We start from the raw sequence: 15926 nt of genomic DNA, 5'->3' as shown, positions 1-15926 counted from the left end.
TTTTATATTAATTCGTACTAATGCCTCTCGCTGCCCAAATGCGATCGATATCAGCAGCATGTTGTCCGCCATATAAAAGAGCATCTGCTTGCTTAATCGCTTTTGCTCCATCACTGAATTTAGAGTTTGGTGTTAATGACCAGTGTGATTGTAAAATGATTTTTGTTGCTACATCACGGCCAAAAGCTTGTGCCATTTCGTATTGACCTTGTGCCCAAATTTCACCATCATCATGCACTTCATTCGTTATATCTTTCGGATATACTTTATTCGTATCTAATCGGCGTAAGCATGTTGGATCTGAACTAGAATAAGCTGTCGCATCCCATTCTCCAACACATGCTTTACCATATCCAGTAGTCGATACTGCATCTTCATATGTAGCACCTAAGAAGTCGCCAAATCCTTCTCCCATCGCTCCACCTTCTGCTGAACTACCAAAGCCAGGAACTTGGTTATCTTGAATCGAATGCCCATACTCATGTGCGATAATACCAGCATCTTCTGCATCATCAACACCGCCAGTACCGAAAGTTAAAGCTTTTGTTGATGGAGAATAGAATGAGTTATCATCAGTTGTACCATTAACATTCACTTTTATCGAACGGTTATTAATATTTTTAAAACCTAGACTTTGAATGTAACGTTGCAATGTGTCGATATGATAGTACGACATAACATCTTCAAAGCTATCATTTGCGCGTGTATAGTTAAATTGTAAATTCGTAGATTTTGTTTTCGCTTTTGAAGAAATCGTTACATATTCTCCAATTAAAAATCCTGTTCCATCTAAACCTTTTAACGTAACAGTTTTCAGTTGGTTCGTTAGAGCTGTTGAATCTGCATCGTTATTATCTTTTAAGCCTACTTTACTACCGCTAGATACGACTGGGTTAGGTAAAAATACTTTTCCTGACCCTTCAGCTTTTCGGTTTATATCAACCTTTTTAATTAACTTTCCATTTTCTGCATCAATAAATGTTTCCCATGCACCAAATGGATTATTAGAATGGACTACAACTTTATATACTGGACGAGCAATTCCTTCTTCAACAATATATCCGAACTCTTTATCTGTAGGAGCCCATAAATTTTGCTCACTTGCTTCTCCAACATACGCCATTGATTTTTGTATTGCATCTTTTTCACTAATTTTTGTCGTTACTTCCTTCACACCTGTAACAGGCTGATAATCAGAAACAGCGAGTACTCCCTTTCCCTCTCCGTTAAGCGTAACTGTTATTTGTTTTGAAAATACAGGTGCACCATTAACAACTTGTTGGAACCTAACATATGAAGCTACTGACGTTTCTGTTGTAGAAATATATTGCAAGTCTGAAAGGTCTGTTTTCAATCCATACTGCGCAGCATTTTCTTTTAAATATTCAGTTGCTTTTTTCTGTGGCGAATAAGCTTCTAACTTTACTTGCTGTTGTTTTTCCAATGCCGAAACCGTAGAAATTGTCCCCATTACTAACGGCACAGTCATTGCCATTGCCACCATTTTTTTATTAAACATAGAACCACTCCCCCTAATAAAGTAGCTCAACCTTATCCCATTACCACTCGGCAATCATTCCTCGCAAAACGGATGGATAAAAATTGAATCTACGAGTAATTCTCTATGGACACTTCTATTACCTTTCCATTTAGGGTAAGTGAAATTTTCTCAATATTTATGTGTAAAGTAAACACAATATTTTAGAAATATATTTCTAAAGCAATTCCTTAACTCTTAAACTTTTTAAATGACTTTGTAAAAAACAGGCCACTTTTTTACCTAACGGTAGGTTGATAAAAATATTAATGAATGATACGATTTATATAACCTTTTTTAGGAGGCTTTATTATGAGCAAAAGTGAAGAAACACTCTCTTCAATTGTGGAAGCAAGCTATCGACTGTTTGCCGGACATGGTATTACCAAAACGACTTATTCAATGATTGCTGAAGAAGTCGGAATTGCTAAACCGTCCATTTATTATTACTTTAAATCTAAAGATGCATTAATCGAATGTATTTTCACAGAATTATGTGCTGCGATGCAGTTTTCTTCCTTCTTCCATACAGAAGAGTTTACGAAAGAAAATTTTATTGAAAAATGCATTGAAATTGGATTCAAAATAATTGATGAACAGCAGAACGATCCTTATTTTAATCGTGTGTTGCAAGAATATGTATTACTATCTTCAAGAAATGATATGTACAAAGATCGATTACTAACTGTGCAAACAGAATATTTACAAGGGTTTGAATCACTCCTTACAAAAGCAAATGAACTGCAATTGATTGAAAATATAAATCTAGTTTCAAAAGCTCATATGTTAGCATTAGTGCTTGATAATGTCGGGAATTTTATGATGTTACATGTGGATATAGATTATAGACAAATATGGATGGAAGCTGTAAACAGTATTTTTGAAAGAAGGGATTGAATTGAATACTAAAAAACGAATTATCGGCTTAGACTTTGCTAGAGCTTTGGCGATGTTTGGTATGCTGCTTGTTAATTTTATGGTTATAACAGGTGCAGAAGGAAATGGTCCCCCATTTTTAATAACTTTCATGTCACTTTTTGAAGGTAGAGCTTCTGCCTTGTTTGTTATACTTGCTGGAATTGGCATATCTTTAATGACTAGATCATCTGTTGCTAGCAATGAAAAAATAAAAATTTCTAATAGCCGAAAAATCACCTGGAAACGGGCACTATTCTTATTTATTTTAGGATTACTTTTATACGTAATGGAGTGGACTGGGGATATATTACACTACTACGGTGTTTACCTTTTCGTTGCTGCATTACTCATTACAGTCCGAAAAAAAGCATTACTCTTGTTATCTATTATTATCCTACTCTTGGCACAATCTCTTCAGCTTACTTTCAATACTTTCGAAGGTTGGGGAGGCCCTACTCCATTTATAAACTATGTAGACTTCTGGACAGTAAACGGTTTTCTTCGCAATTTATTCTTTAATGGTTATCACCCTTTTTTCCCTTGGTTTTCGTTCTTCTTAATCGGTATGATAATTGGCAAATTAGATCTTCATAATAAAAAGATTAGAGATAGGTTGCTCTTGCTCGGTATTACATTCACCATACTGATAGAACTTTTATCAAAAGGGCTCACGCATTACTTCATTCCACACATTGGCAAAGAAGCTGCTACATTTTTGTTTAATACGGGACCTATTTTACCAAATATATTATATATTTTATCTGCTACAGGATTTGCTATTGCTATATTAATAATTTGTCTCTATTTCGCTGAAAAATATGAAAATAATTGGTTTGTTACTTCCATTATACAAACAGGTCAATTAACATTAACTCATTATGTAAGTCATGTATTTATCGGTATTGGAGCATTAATTCTATTCGATAGAATGGAACATCAAACACTACTTTTCGTTTTATTATTTGCTACTATATTTTTCATTTTCAGTATTTTGTTTAGCGTATTATGGAGAAAGAAATTTTCTAGAGGACCTATTGAATGGATTATGAGGAAATTAGCTAGTTAATTTACCTCCATACGAAAAAGGAAGTTGGAATCATTCCAACTTCCTTTTTTCTTTAATTAGCTGCACTTAATTTAATTCTAAGTTTTGTTTCACCTAAAGAAAGTTCATCGTCTTCGTTCGTTAAGTGACCAAATGTAAATTGTTTTACGAGTAAGTTTTCTTCCAATAAATCTTTATGGTTCGTTAACGTTCGTTGTAGTTCTTCTTCTGTATCGAGAATAACATCGACTCGTAAATTAACTGGTAAATTCAACTGTTTACGATATTCTTGAACCGCACGAATGAATTCACGCGCTACTCCTTCTTGTAACAATTCTTCCGTTACATTCGTATCTAACATAACCGTATATTGTCCGTTAGTCGTATTAGAGAATCCTGATTTTGCAACTTTCTCAACTAACACATCTTCAGCAGTTACAACTACTTTTTCTCCTGGTGTTGCTTCGTAAACTACTCTTTCTGTTGATACAAAGTTTTGTACTTCTTCTTGTGATAATTGTTTTAGCCAACCATTCACTGCATTCACATTTTTACCGAATTTCGGCCCCGCTGTTTTAAAATTGAGCTTCAATTGATATGATGTGTATTTTGTTTCATCGAGTTCAACATGGAACGCTTTTACATTTAACTCATCCATAACGATATCACGATAAGATTCCCAATCCATATCATTCTCGTTATGCTCAAGTAATACAAGTTCTGCTAGCGGCTGTTTTACTTTTAAAGAATGCTGATTACGGTTACTTCTTCCAAGTTCAACAACTTGTAAAACAGCATCCATTTCCGCTTCTAATTTCGGCTGAAGTAGTGATTCATTTACAACTGGATAATCAGCTAAATGAACGCTACTTCCTTCTAAATTAAGATGAATGTCTTCCGCGACAAACGGTGTGAATGGTGCAATTAATTTACTAATTGTTACAAGTACTTCATGAAGTGTCTCATACGCAGCAGCTTTTTCAGCGTTCATACCAGATTCCCAGAAACGATTACGTGAGCGTCTTACATACCAGTTACTCACTTCATCTACAAGTACTGCAATTTCACGAGCTGCATTCGTAAATTGATAATCATCAAGTACTGTTCTCACTTTTTTCGTTGTACTATGCAATCTTGATAATACCCATTCGTCTAATTTCGTACGCTTTACATCATACGTTTCTTTCGGGTTATACTCATCTAAATTTGCATATAAAACGTAGAAGCTATACACATTGACTAATGTATCTACAAATTTAGATTTCGCTTCCAGTACGGTTCTTTCAGAAAAACGCTTCGCATTCCACGGAGCACTATCAACAAGTAAAGCCCATCTTAGCGCATCTGCACCAAACTTATCTACTAAATCAACTGGATCTAGTGCATTCCCTTTACTTTTAGACATTTTCTGACCTTCTTCATCTAAAACATGCCCTAGTGATAACACTCGTTTATACGGTACTTTTCCTGTATACAGTGCTGAGACTGCTAATAAACTATAAAACCAGCCGCGTGTTTGATCAATTCCTTCTGCAATAACATCAGCTGGAAACTGCTCTTCAAATAACTCTTTATTTTCAAATGGGTAATGATATTGTGCAAATGGCATGGAACCACTATCAAACCAAACATCAATTACTTCTGGTGTACGATTCATTGTGCCTCCGCATTTTTCGCAGCGGACTTGAACTTCATCTACATAAGGCTTATGCAATTCTAAATCTTCCGGTGTTTCTTTCGTACTATGCTTTCTTAATTCGGCAATGCTTTTCGGCGCAAACTGATGATCACAACTTTCACATTCCCACACGTTTAATGGCGTTCCCCAATATCTATTTCGGCTAATATTCCAGTCCACCATATTTTCTAAAAACTTACCAAATCGTCCATGTTTCATATGATCCGGATACCAAGTAACTGAATCATTATTTTGTAAAAATGTATCTTTAATTGCAGTTGTTCGGATTAACCAACTTTCTCCTGCATAATAAAGTAGTGGTGAATCACAACGCCAGCAATGTGGGTAGCTATGTTCATATTTTTCTTTATGATATAGCAAACCTTCTTTCGCTAAATAACGAACAATGTCAACGTCACAATCTTTTACAAATTTACCTTTCAAAAATGGTACCGCTTCTGTATACTCACCTTTTTCATCTACAACGTGCAAGAATGACAATCCTTCACTTTGAACAACTCTATAATCGTCCTCTCCATATGCTGGAGCAATATGAACAAGTCCTGTACCACTATCTGCCGTTACAAAATCTGCTGCGATAACGCGGTAACCGTTTGTAACTTCTTTCATCGGAAATGGTGCTGTATAAGATGTGTTTAATAATTCTTCGCCTTTATGAACAGATAATACTTCATAGTTTTCTTTTAATACTTCTTGTACACGTTCTTTCGCAACAATGTATACATGACCTTCTTGTTTTGCTTTAACGTATTCCATATTTGGATGTACAGCAAGCGCAACATTTGCTGGAAGTGTCCAAGGCGTTGTTGTCCAGCCTAAGAAATACTCATTTTCACTATCTTTCACTTTAAACTTCACTGTTGCACTTAAATCTTTTACTGTTTTATACCCTTGTGCCACCTCATGTGAGCTCAATGAAGTTTGGCAGCTTGGGCAGTATGGTGAAACTCTATGTCCTTTATATAACAATCCTTTTTCATGGATTGTCCCCAAAATATGCCATACACTTTCAATATATGGATTCTTTAAAGTTACATATGGATCATCCATATCTACCCAATAACCAATACTTTCAGTGAATTCACGCCACTGCTTTTCATATGTGAAAACACTCTCTTTACACTTTTGAATAAATGGTTCAATGCCATATTCTTCGATCTCATGTTTACCAGAAATACCAAGTTGCTTCTCAACACCTAGTTCTACAGGTAAACCGTGTGTATCCCATCCTGCTTTTCTTACTACTTTATAACCAGCCATCGTTTTATATCTTGCTACTAAATCTTTAATTGCCCGACCAAGTGCATGGCCGACGTGTGGTAAACCGTTCGCCGTTGGTGGCCCTTCATAAAATACGAAAGACTGTGCGCCTTCTCGATTCTGAATTGATTGTTCGAAAATATTTTGTTCGTTCCACTGTTTGCGAATTCGCATTTCTCTTCCTACAGCTGATTCTTTTACATCTACTTTTTCCATATACAATCACTCCTTTGAATATTTTAAAGCACACAAAAAACCCATCCCTATAAAGTAGGGACGGGTTTACCCGCGATACCACCCTAATTCTATTAGCTTTTTCACTAATAGCACTTAGCAACGTACTATCATACGTGTTCTTTGTAACGGTAGACATCCGTCCGGGCTTACTTACTTTCAGCCTCGGCTCCTCGGAGATGATTTTCAAATAACGTCTGCCCACCGGCTTTCAGCAATATACCGGCTCTCTGGAGAACAGTTCACTATTTTACTCTTTCTCGTCTTCAGATTTGTATACTTTATTAAAAGTTATTTTATGCCATTTGACAACTAATTGTCAACTAATTCAAAATATATGCTTATCCTTATCCCCTATTCTTATACAATTACTTTTCAAATTCTCGCAATGCTGCTAAATTTTCATCATCCTCAATAAGTTCAGCAAAAAATCCCGATTCATCCTCACGAAGGACAATTTCAAGCTCTTCCTTCGCCTCTTCATTTCTATTTAACTGTGCTAAATAACAAGCACGATCATATCTTGCTAACAAATCACTTGCATCCATTGTTAATACTTCATTTGCTATTTTTTCTGCCTTTAGTGTTTGGCCGGCACCATGATATGAAGACGCTAAAGAAAGGAGAATTGCTGTTTCATTTGGATGATGTATAGAAGCATTTTCTAATACATGAATTGCCTCTTCAAACCTTTCTTGACTTTGATACATTTCTCCTAAAGCAAGAAATGCTCTACTTACGAACGGTGTTTGCTCCGTTAATTGTAAGGTCATCTTTTCTGCTTTTCTTTCTTCCCCTGCTTTAAAGAATACTTGTGCTTGCAGAAGAAGTGTATCATAATCATCTGGTAGTTCTCGAACCATTTGCTTCGTTAATTCCAAAGCATCTCTTAACATATCTTCTTCCTCGCACTCAACGAAAAGATTTACAAGTTGCTTCGCTACTTCATAATCCCATCTATTTTCTAGTGACGTGTGCAGAATCTCTATTGCTTCTTTATTCATCTCTAAATTCTCATAAAATAGCGCAAATCGCTGTGCTGCCATGCTATTTTTCGGATTTAACTTTAAAGAGATTTCATATAAATCAATTATCATAGTAACCATTGAAATTTCTTTCGCACGATTTTTCATACGATAAAAAGCTCTCGTAATGATAGATCGTTTCGGCTGTTCATGCAGCTGGCGTTCAATCCATATTTCCGTAACCGCAGCTGCAGCATACATGAATGCTGTACTTCTTTCTGCTTTTTTCACCTTTAACGTATGAAGAAAATCTCGTATGTTAGACAATTTTTTATGTTGCTCTACTGCTTTTACATAAACATCAAATATACGTTCATTATCAAAATCTTTTTGTATTACTTTCATTGCAACTTCAATTGCTTTTACATTTCTTTTTTTCACTAATACTTTTGCATAATGATATAGAACTTCTATATGCTCACCACCTAATTGTAGCGCGTATTCAATCTGTGCTTGTTCTTTATCTATTTCATTCATCGCTCCGTACACATATGCAATCGCATCTAAACGCCATATTTCAGGTACTTCTTCCTCTAATTGTTCTAGTTCAGTCAGCAATTCTTCCTGAAGATTCATATCTACTGAAAGCTGTGCCAAATATTCCATATTAATATGCAACGGCTCTTCCTTCATCGCCTGAACCATATGACTTTGTTCTTTAGAACGGTTTTCTTCTTTTTCGTATATTTCCGCAAGCTGTAAATGTACACCTACGAAATTCCCATCAAGCTCTAAACATGTTTCATACGCTTGTTTTGCTTCCGTCAATTGCCCTAATGCCATAAGTGCTTCACCAATTCGGTAATACGGTAATGCCGTTTCCTTTTGTTCTATCGCCTTATTATATCTTTTCATCGCTTGGCCGTACTGTCCAATAGATTCATATAAAATACCTGCATAACAACCGTACTCACTTACTTCATTACTTTCTTTGTGTAACGTTCTTAAAAACGCTATACCTCGTTGTACAAATTCCGTTCCTTTAATTCGATTCACATATTCATCTAACGCACTTGCTACATTATAATCGCTTTTCTTTATACCATTTTCTAACTTAGATAGCGCTACTTTAAACCCTTCTTCATTTCCACCAAGTTCAAGTTCAGCATCCCATAAAACCATTCCTGCATTCATGAGGAAATCTTGGCTCTTTTCAATTTGCTTCTCAAGACCAAGAATGTATTCTTTTGCTTCCTTGTATTGTTCTCTTGCCATATACACTTGTGTAAGTCCGAAGTGAGAATAAACATCCTCATCGTTTTCTTCTAAAGCACGCTTATACAATACTTCTGCTTCTTCCAAGCTATCATTTTGAAAATGATAGTCACCTAATTTTACGTAAAGAGGTGCTTTATCATCACAATTCTCAATACCGTTTAATAAAATTTCTTTCGTACTTTCCTCATCCTTCAAATCAGATTCGTATATTTCCGAAAGTTTCGTATAAATGTAAGGTGCATTACTATCCAAATGAATCGCTACTTTAAGCCCTTTTATTGCTAAATATAATTTTCCTAGTTGATGTGCACATCTCGCTCGTTCATACCATACATGTGCTTCATATTTATACTCTTTTAACAAGTCATTAAAGATTTCATATGCTTCTTCATATCTTTCTAAATCTATTAATATTAAACCGTGATTCGTTAAAGTGAACCTTTCAGGACTGCGCTCTAACGCAACTTGAGAGTATTGCAATGCTTTTTCAGATTGATCAATATACATATAGGATAAAGCGAGAAAACTCCAAGCAATAGGCTGATCTGCGTCTAATTGTAACGATGAACGAAAGCTTGAAATTGCTTCTATATAACTTTCCTGCTCAAAAGCATATCTTCCATTTATCAAATGATATAATGCACGATTATTTTTCTTCTCAACGCTTGTCAGCATTTGCTCCGCTTTCTCTACTTCCTGAAGACGAATAAAACACTGTGCACCATGCAATTTAACAAAGTCCGAGTTCGGAAACTTTTCCATTAACTTATCGATACAATATAAAATAAATTCTTTATCTACTTCAACATCTAAGTGCTTTATCGTATATAGCCACGTATTTGGATTATCGCTCGTTTCTTTTAAAAATTGTACTAAGTTACTAATTCCCTCTTTGTCATGTTCATCTAAATGATCCGTAAGAGAAAAAATAGATTTAAAATAACGATTTTCTTCCTCACTTAGAAACGCTAGTTGCGCCTTCTTTTCTTTCGGAACAAACGTGATTGCTAAACAGCCTGTATAACGATATTTTTCTTGTAATTTACTATATTCTACAAGAACTGGTTCTATAAAGTTTGGATCTTGAACATAGAAAGCTTGCAATGTATCATCATATCCAGATAGAACTTGTACGTGTGAAGCATGCTCAATATCTATACTTAATAAAACAGGAATTCCTTCATCAATCAGTCTCTTATAATTCTCTTCATTCCCTTTAAAATAACGATATTCATAACCTAATTCTTCTAAATAAGAAACAGTATCTGAAAACTTCGATCCTGTCATATCAAAAATAAACTCTGCTATTTCATCTTGTGTACGTGTCTCTCCCCATATACGCAACATCATCTCTAAACTTGTCGGAACACAATAATTATCCTTTTGTACAATAGGAACTATCGGCAAGTGAACCTTTTTTCCATCCGGATTTTTTTCTAAATTATGATATAAAGATTCTTTTAAACTCTTTTCTTTTTTTAATAGCTTTTGTAAATCTGCAAATTTATTCATTTTGTAAAGCGCTTCTGCACGTAAATGTACAAAGTAAGTATTATAGGCATGATATGGCAGCTGAGTATTTATGTTATCTATTACCGCTAACATCTCTTCATATTGCTCTAAATCTAATAAATACTTTACCTTCTCAAAATGAAAATATGGTACTTGTGGGAACTTTACAATCGCATCATCAATTAACTGTATCGCACGTTTTTGTTCTCCTTTATTTGCATACAATTGTGATAATAAATAGGTAGATAACTCTTCACAATCTTCATGCTGCATGCCAGCAATAAATTGTTCTTCCGCTTTCTCCCATTCGCCTGTATGCATATAAACGTAGCCCCATTTATCAAACACTACGCGCGTACTGTACTCCTCTGCTTTTTGCATATACATTAGCGCTTCTTCATTTCTTTTCATTTCTAAAAGACATCGTACTAACGTAAAATATGTTTTCGCTAAAAAATCTGCATCTATTTCTTCTTTATTACTCTCTTCCAAAGTTTCTTTTAACAGCTGCTCTGCTTCAAGAATTTTCCGCTCATCAATTAGCTCATCACAATATAAAGAGAGCGTTCTCATATTTGGGAATTTTTTATAAGCGTAACGAATGAGGAATGAACTGTATTGGTGCATAAGCCCTTCATCAGTAAGGCGAATTAATATATCGAACTCCTTATGCGAAGTAATATTGGCAAGCCAATTCTTCACATAGGATAAAGTATTCGTTTCTTTTATATATGCAATTTCATTATTTATTTCCTGTAATCCATCTACAAATCTCTTGTCTTTTAAACAAGTTTCTAACTGCTTAAAATCTAGCATGCATTCACCTCGAATTTATATTTATACTGCTACTTGCTTAGATTTTACACACCATATAGTATGTATTCAACTAAAATCTCTTATAATGAATGGTATTAATTAATATTATTCAAATTTATAACAAAATATAGTAAAAATGATTGTTTTTCTCCGTATTTTGTTTAATTATATGGAATAACGTAACATGCGGTTTTAATCTTGTAGAAGCTGAAATTAGTACATAAAATTATATCAGCGATAATTCAAATATATCGGCGATTTTTAAATTATATCGACATTAAACGACAATCCTTATATATCATGACTTTTAACATACTATGTCACCAAATGTAATTTTCATATTCGGAGCGTATACTAAAGAAGAATGCACATGAAATATTTTAAAAAATCGTAGTTCAGCTTCATATTGAGCTAGCGCATCATCATATGTTAATCCTTTAGCTATTAAACGTTCTACAAATTGTTGCTTATCACCCGGATCACCTGCAATCCCCTCTTCTTTTAATGATTGATACAAATCGTTTTTATCATTGTGATGCATATTTGAATCTAAAAAGTTCACTTTATCGCTTACTCTACATTCAATATTTTTCACACCTAATTCACTTAAATATATCGGTATTTTCATGCCTATATTGCCATCTTTACCATTTCTTTGCGTATCATTTTCAAATAATTTCTGCAAAACACCTAGCTGAATAAATTCCGATTGTTTCTCCCCATCTAGTAAATAAGAAGCCATATTAGAAATCCAATGTGGTTCAAAACAGATTATTTTTCCGCCCTTTTTAACTGAATGTATCATTTTTTGTAGCATTGTTTCTGGAGTAGTCATATGTAATAAGAAAGCATGACAGATTGCTATATCGTATGTATCGTTCAATTCAATTTCTATAGCATCTCCCTCCAGAAATTCTGACTCGTACGGAAGTGAACGAAACAACTCTCTCGCTTCAGCTAATAATGTTTCTCCACTATCAATGCCTGTATACTTTGATCCTTCTGGAAGTAAAGGCATTAATAATAAGCCTAAATAACCATATCCACAACCATAATCAACAACATGGACTGGCTCAGAAATCTTCCAAACTGAATTCACTAGAAAACTTACATAATCGATATTGTAATATAAATCTCTCGTATTTTTTAAATACGCTAGTTTACTGTTCCAATCGTATGTTTCCAACCTCTAACGCCTCCTTTTATATACACCCCTTACAATTCTCCATTTAACAAAAACATTCCTACATTTTTAATAATCCCCCCAGAAATTGGTTTTAATAAGGGGAGATTACTGCTTACATGACTCCTATACCAAATAAAAAGGCATACATATCTGTAATGATACATACACCTTTTATGCTACATCTCCTCAGGAGCCTCCACCCCAAGTAAACGTAATCCTTCTTTTAATACAACCGTCACAGCATAAACCAATGCGAGTCTGCTGTCTTTTTCTTTGCTCTCTTCTAATATACGAACATTACCGTAATATTTATTGAACGATTGTGCTACATCTAATACATATTTCGAAATAATCGATGGCTCATTTTTATTGAAAGCTGCTTCAATTATTTGCGGGAATTTATTTAGTAATTTTACGACACTCCAGCTATGATTGTCTTTTAAAGCAAATGTACATGTTTCAAATTCTACACTTTCTTTTCTTAAAATAGAACAAGCACGTGCATGTGTGTACTGTACGTACGGGCCTGTTTCTCCTTCAAATTTCAGCATGTTTTCTAATGAGAATTCGATATTATGCATACGCTCATTTTTTAAATCGTGGAAGATGATTGCACCAACACCGACTTGCTTTGCTACTACTTCTTTTTGTTTTAAGTTTGGATTTTTCTCTTCAATATTTTGTTTTGCAAGTTCGATTGCTTCTTCGAGTACTTCTTCAAGTAAAATAACTCTTCCTTTACGTGTCGACATTTTCTTACCATCTTTTAAAATGAAGCCAAACGGTACGTGTTCCATACCATCAACCCAAGTATAGCCAAGTTTTTTTAATACGGTGAAAAATTGATTGAAATGTAAGCTTTGTTCTGGACCAACAACATATAGCGCTTTATCAAACCCATAAGTGTTTTGACGATATAAAGCTGCCGTTAAGTCACGCGTTGCATAAATCGTCGCACCATCTGATTTTCTAATTAAGCAAGGCGGCATTCCTTCTTCTTCTAAATTAACGACTAATGCACCTTCTGATTCTTCAAGCAACTCATGTTCTTCTAAAATCCCAATAAAATCTTCCATTAAATTATTATAAAATGCTTCTCCCTGAAAATTAGTAAATTCTACGCCGAGAAGTTCATAAATGCGCGAAAATTCTTTAAGGGACTCATGACGGAACCAATTCCAAAGCTCTACCGCTTCTTCATCACCTTCTTCTAATTTCTTAAACCAAGCACGTCCTTCTTCTTCTAGTTCTTCGTCGTCTTTTACCTCTTCATGGAATTGGACATATAACTTAAATAGCTCACGTATTGGATCTTCTTTAACTACTGCTTCATTTCCCCATTTTTTATAAGCCGTAATTAACTTTCCAAACTGTGTTCCCCAATCTCCTATATAATTAATCCCTACAACTTCATAGCCACATTTTTCAGCGATATGTTTCAGCGAATTTCCTATCATTGTAGAACGTAAATGCCCCATCGAAAAAGGTTTCGCGATATTAGGAGAGGAATAATCAATTACTACTGTTTTTTCACAGCCAAAGTGGTTTTGACCGAACTCTTCTTTCTCCGCTAAAACTGTTTTTAATACTGCATCACTTACAGTTTCACGATTGAAAAATACATTTACATACGGACCAACGGCTTCTACTTTCGTAAAAAACGGATCATTTAATTTCTCAGCAACTTCCTTTGCGATAAGAGCTGGTGCTTTTTTATATTGCTTCGCTAATGAAAAACATGGGAACGCTGCATCTCCAAATTCATCTTGTTTCGGTGTTTCAATTAAATCTAAAATTTGTTTTTGCGTTAATTCATTCGTGAAAATATTAGATAAACTTTCCGCAAACTGCATTTTATAATCCATGATACAACCTCCTTATTTTTTAAAACACAAAAAACTCGTCTCTAAAAAAGAGACGAGTTTTAACCCGTGGTACCACCCTTGTTGTTCGTTACGAACCACTTTCCCGTTTATAACGAGGACAGGGGGGCCTCGGCTTTCTCTACTATTCGTTCAAGAAGCATCTCCGAAGTGCGCTTCATCTTTTTCTTCCGTACTAGGCTCACACCATCCCTAGCTCGCTTTCCTTCTAAAAAAGACTACTCTCTTCATCACAGACAGTATATTTAATTAATTATTGCTTATTATACATCTTTTCAAACAATTAGCAAGGGTCAATTACACCAAAATGAAACTTAGCACTTTTTCTTTTGTATACATGAAAATTGTGTTTTTCAAATCTAGAACTACGAAAATGATCTTTTAAAACAACACGTTTTCTCGCCACTCGTTTTGCCTCCGCAATTGTTTCGTCAGTAATATCATGATACAAAGCGAAGTGTTTTAATCCTTTAATTCCATCGGATTCTATGACAGTTTCTTCAAACATCGGATCAAGGTAAACGACATCATAACTATTGTCTTCACATTGCGCTAAAAATGAAAAATGCTCCGTTTGCTTTACTTGGATTCTTTGCATTGCTTCATCGATTTCAGAAACAGATGAAGACCATGTTTTCAAACCATTTTCCATAATATAAGCCATATATTCATTGCCTTCAAGTCCTGTTACTGTTCCACTTTCACCAACAACATAACTAGCTACAACACTATCTGATGCCATACCAAGCGTACAATCTAACACTCTCATTCCGCTCTCTAATTTAGCAGCTTGTACAAACGGATCGTGCTCTCCACGCATTAACCTTTTCACACGAAACATCGCTGAGTTCGGATGAAAGAAAAATGATTCTTCCGTACCTTTCGGATAAATAGCTAATCGGTTCTTTCCTACGACAAGTACATCTTGTTCATACTGTTCATGCAGCTTATGTACTGGTATGTCATTACGTTTAACGAAAGAAGCATTTAATTCTGCTGCTACCTTGTTTGCATAATCTGTCATTTCTTTGTTCGTTCTTCCTGCTGTTGTTACTATCATTCTTTCACCTCTATATAAAGAAAAGAGGGAGATTTACTCTCCCCCTTCTTTTAGCAATTCTTTTCGAAAGCTTGCTCTAAGTTCGTAATAATTTCGTCCATAGTTGCACCTTCAATTTCATGACGGTGAATGAAGTGAACAACTTCTTTTCCTTTTAATAATGCCATAGATGGTGAAGATGGAGGAATTTCTCCGAAGTATTCACGCATTTTTGCAGTAGCATCTTTATCTTGACCTGCGAATACAGTTACAAGATGATCAGGTTGTTTTTCAGCACGAACAACCGCTTGACCTGCTGATGGACGTGCTAAACCAGCTGCACAACCACAAACAGAGTTTACAACTACTAAAGTTGTACCTGATGTATTTTCCATAAATTCTGTTACAGCTTCTTCTGTAGTTAACTCTTCAAACCCAGAACGCACTAACTCTTGGCGCATTGGGATTACCATTTGGCGCATGTATTCTTCATAAGCATTTGACATCTTGTAATCTCTCCTTCAACTTTCATTCCAAATTCATCATATCACGCT

General features: G+C 35.0%; 9 protein-coding genes and 2 other annotated features. Of the genes, 2 read left to right on the top strand and 7 right to left on the bottom strand.

The features are described 5' to 3' along the window. Window positions 1–7: 7 nt before the first annotated feature. Window positions 8–1519, bottom strand: a complete 1512-nt coding sequence (locus tag BM089_RS06780; protein WP_000482274.1) for a M36 family metallopeptidase — start codon at window positions 1517–1519, stop codon at window positions 8–10. 330 nt (window positions 1520–1849) lie between these two features. On the opposite strand from BM089_RS06780, the gene BM089_RS06775 reads away from it, so the two are divergent. Both BM089_RS06775 and BM089_RS06770 read left to right on the top strand, forming a co-directional pair. Further along, on the top strand, window positions 1850–2434 hold the full coding sequence (locus tag BM089_RS06775; protein ID WP_090976421.1) for a TetR/AcrR family transcriptional regulator: 585 nt from the start codon (window positions 1850–1852) through the stop codon (window positions 2432–2434). Between the two features lies 1 nt (window position 2435). Further along, window positions 2436–3521 (top strand): DUF418 domain-containing protein, encoded by a 1086-nt coding sequence (locus BM089_RS06770; RefSeq protein ID WP_139213220.1) that lies wholly within the window; start codon window positions 2436–2438, stop codon window positions 3519–3521. 52 nt (window positions 3522–3573) lie between these two features. Here BM089_RS06770 and ileS read toward each other — a convergent pair whose 3' ends face one another. The 6 genes from ileS to BM089_RS06740 form a co-directional block, all read right to left on the bottom strand. Continuing rightward, window positions 3574–6675: an isoleucine--tRNA ligase gene (ileS, locus tag BM089_RS06765; RefSeq protein WP_090976417.1), complete on the bottom strand. Its 3102-nt coding sequence runs from the start codon at window positions 6673–6675 to the stop codon at window positions 3574–3576. A 53-nt stretch (window positions 6676–6728) separates the two neighbouring features. Further along, window positions 6729–6969 (bottom strand) — a binding site (T-box leader). 92 nt (window positions 6970–7061) lie between these two features. Then, window positions 7062–11264 (bottom strand): bacteriocin-processing peptidase family protein, encoded by a 4203-nt coding sequence (locus BM089_RS06760; RefSeq protein WP_090976415.1) that lies wholly within the window; start codon window positions 11262–11264, stop codon window positions 7062–7064. Between the two features lie 307 nt (window positions 11265–11571). Then, window positions 11572–12450 (bottom strand): class I SAM-dependent methyltransferase, encoded by an 879-nt coding sequence (locus BM089_RS06755; protein ID WP_090976414.1) that lies wholly within the window; start codon window positions 12448–12450, stop codon window positions 11572–11574. Between the two features lie 176 nt (window positions 12451–12626). Continuing rightward, window positions 12627–14315, bottom strand: coding sequence for an arginine--tRNA ligase (gene argS / locus BM089_RS06750; RefSeq protein ID WP_090976412.1), 1689 nt, complete (start codon window positions 14313–14315; stop codon window positions 12627–12629). 45 nt (window positions 14316–14360) lie between these two features. Then, window positions 14361–14576 (bottom strand) — a binding site (T-box leader). A 40-nt stretch (window positions 14577–14616) separates the two neighbouring features. Continuing rightward, entirely contained in the window at window positions 14617–15393 is a 777-nt protein-coding gene (locus tag BM089_RS06745) for a class I SAM-dependent methyltransferase (protein WP_000637461.1), read from the bottom strand. Between the two features lie 50 nt (window positions 15394–15443). Then, window positions 15444–15878 (bottom strand): BrxA/BrxB family bacilliredoxin, encoded by a 435-nt coding sequence (locus tag BM089_RS06740; RefSeq protein ID WP_000063706.1) that lies wholly within the window; start codon window positions 15876–15878, stop codon window positions 15444–15446. Window positions 15879–15926 lie beyond the last annotated feature (48 nt).

It is taken from the genome of Bacillus sp. 5mfcol3.1 (assembly GCF_900114335.1).
Taxonomy (GTDB): domain Bacteria; phylum Bacillota; class Bacilli; order Bacillales; family Bacillaceae_G; genus Bacillus_A; species Bacillus_A thuringiensis_S.
Note: the sequence above shows the minus strand (reverse complement) of the source record. Positions and strands in the feature narration are given on the sequence as shown.

What these genes read in the sequence shown, in the direction of transcription:
- BM089_RS06780 (WP_000482274.1), bottom strand. Translation starts at nt 1,519, where the DNA reads ATGTTTAATAAAAAAATGGTGGCAATGGCAATGACTGTGCCGTTAGTA.
- BM089_RS06775 (WP_090976421.1), top strand. Translation starts at nt 1,850, where the DNA reads ATGAGCAAAAGTGAAGAAACACTCTCTTCAATTGTGGAAGCAAGCTAT.
- ileS (WP_090976417.1), bottom strand. Translation starts at nt 6,675, where the DNA reads ATGGAAAAAGTAGATGTAAAAGAATCAGCTGTAGGAAGAGAAATGCGA.
- BM089_RS06760 (WP_090976415.1), bottom strand. Translation starts at nt 11,264, where the DNA reads ATGCTAGATTTTAAGCAGTTAGAAACTTGTTTAAAAGACAAGAGATTT.
- argS (WP_090976412.1), bottom strand. Translation starts at nt 14,315, where the DNA reads ATGGATTATAAAATGCAGTTTGCGGAAAGTTTATCTAATATTTTCACG.
- BM089_RS06745 (WP_000637461.1), bottom strand. Translation starts at nt 15,393, where the DNA reads ATGATAGTAACAACAGCAGGAAGAACGAACAAAGAAATGACAGATTAT.
- BM089_RS06740 (WP_000063706.1), bottom strand. Translation starts at nt 15,878, where the DNA reads ATGTCAAATGCTTATGAAGAATACATGCGCCAAATGGTAATCCCAATG.